This is a genomic window from Candidatus Magnetaquicoccus inordinatus (assembly GCF_004217665.1).
GTDB classification, from domain to species: domain Bacteria; phylum Pseudomonadota; class Magnetococcia; order Magnetococcales; family Magnetaquicoccaceae; genus Magnetaquicoccus; species Magnetaquicoccus inordinatus.
Window position 1 is genome coordinate 1 of the sequence record NZ_RXIU01000379.1, and the last position, 1,882, is coordinate 1,882.

Sequence of the window (1,882 nt, forward strand, 5' to 3'; positions counted from 1 at the left end):
TTGAAAAAAACATCTAAATACAACATGTTGTGCTTGATAGTGTCTGGAAGTGTATGGCTTCATGTGTACCAACGAAGCAGCACAACCCAAACAGGAGAAACACACATGAGCAACCTGAGCGAAACCCAACAAACCACCCTGGAAGCCGCTGCCAAACGCGCCAACGGTTCCATCCACCCCCTGCCGGGCAACGTCAAGGGCGGTGCCGCCAAGAAGGTGATCAAGGCATTGCATCAACAGGGTCTGATCGAAGAGATCGAAACCGACGTCTGGCGCATCACCAAGACGGGTTACGCGGCCATCGGCATGGAGGCACCCCAGGAAATTGAAGACGACGCACCTGCCCACGGTCCTGGGCTGGACTTCAGCGACGACACCGTTGTGCAGGCATGGATCGACAACATGCCTGCCGAGGATGCGGCCTACCACGAAGAGATGGCCGCTGCCTGCGAAGAATTGGATGGTCCAGATGATTACGACGACCCGCCCATTGGAATCATCGTTCCGATGGACCCGGCAGACTTGCCCCGGACGGAAGACAACGAAGTGCCTGCAGATGCCGACTTTGAAGCGGATGTTGCCGCCGCAGAGCAATCCATGGAGGCAGCCGACGAAACCCTCCCCGAAGTCATCGATACCATCGCAAAACAGTACATCCAGGATCATGGGTTCCGGGTAACCCGCGAGAATCTGGAAAAGGCGTTGCTCGAAGCCTTCAAGGCTGGACAAGCCAGCAACACACCCAAAACCAGAACGCCCAGAGAGAATTCCAAAAAGGCCATTGTGATGGCCCTGCTCCAACGCCCGGAAGGAGCCTCCCTGCAGCAGATTGAACAGTCCACTGGCTGGAATTCAAACACTGTGAGGGGCTTTCTTTCCCTCGCCAAAAAGAAGCAGGGGTTGAACCTGGAAACATTCCGCACCCGGATGCATGGAACCAACTTGCAGGGGGCAAAAGGTTCCTTCACCGTGTACAAAGTTGTTTAACAGCGACTTTCTGCCGCCGGATACAAATTCCGGCGGCAGCAGAGAGTGAAAATGAAGCACCAACAAGAACCACCAAAGGAGAGCACCTTGAACAGCACCGACCTGGATCAACTGCCCCACATCGACAGGCATCGCATCAATCGCCTGGAAGACAGTCATGCTTGGGAGGTCGATCAGATGGAAGCAACGCATCAGTTTGGGGAGAAGGTCAGGATTCAGGAAGAGGACGGATCCTCCTTCTCCATGTGGATCGGCAACCAGGTTGCCCCGGGACGGTACCAATTGCACAACCAACCGCCCACTGCATCGGCATGATCCTTGTTGACGGCCATGGCCGCCGGGATCCAACAAGCCAGACGGACTGCCCTTGCTACTCCAAATCGATACCCCGCTCCGCAGCCACATCCTCAAACGTCTTGCCACCCGAACCATCCAAGTAAACAATCTTGCCGGTGGCCTGAATGTACCGTTGCACCGCCACATCCACATAGACCGGACTGATTTCCATGGCATAGACCCGGCGGTGATTGGCTTCCCCGGCCATGATCTGACTGCCTCCACCGGAGAAGGGCTCGTAGCACAGCCCGCCCTTTTCCACATGCTGGCGCATAGGGATGCCAAACGCCTCCAGAGGCTTTGGCGTCGGGTGTTCCGGACGTTCATCGCCAGCCAACCCTTTCATATCCCAAACGGTGGTGCAGTTGTCCGAACCCTCCAGCCTTGGCGGACGGTTGCCACGCATCCAGCCAAAAAAGCAGGGCTCGTGTTTCCAGAGGTAGTGGGTCCGGGAGAGAATGGAGGTGTTTTTATTCCAGATGATCGTCTGATGGACGAAGGCACCCATCTCTTCCCAGACCGCCTCTACCATGGCCTGCCGCTTTGAGGCATGCCAGCA

The 1,882-nt window shown here is 56.3% G+C and carries 3 protein-coding genes; 2 read left to right on the forward strand and 1 reads right to left on the reverse strand.

Annotated features, from left to right (window positions below):
* Positions 1-105 precede the first annotated feature (105 nt).
* Together EJP87_RS15810 and EJP87_RS15815 are read left to right on the forward strand one after the other, a co-directional pair.
* Positions 106-987: a DUF3489 domain-containing protein gene (locus tag EJP87_RS15810; protein ID WP_130472814.1), complete on the forward strand. Its 882-nt coding sequence runs from the start codon at positions 106-108 to the stop codon at positions 985-987.
* Between the two features lie 51 nt (positions 988-1,038).
* Positions 1,039-1,302, forward strand: coding sequence for a hypothetical protein (locus EJP87_RS15815; RefSeq protein ID WP_130472815.1), 264 nt, complete (start codon positions 1,039-1,041; stop codon positions 1,300-1,302).
* 55 nt (positions 1,303-1,357) lie between these two features.
* On the opposite strand, the gene EJP87_RS15820 is transcribed toward EJP87_RS15815, so the two are convergent.
* Positions 1,358-1,882, reverse strand: a 525-nt coding sequence (locus tag EJP87_RS15820) for a DNA methyltransferase (RefSeq protein ID WP_130472816.1), incomplete at its 5' end; no start/stop codon positions are given.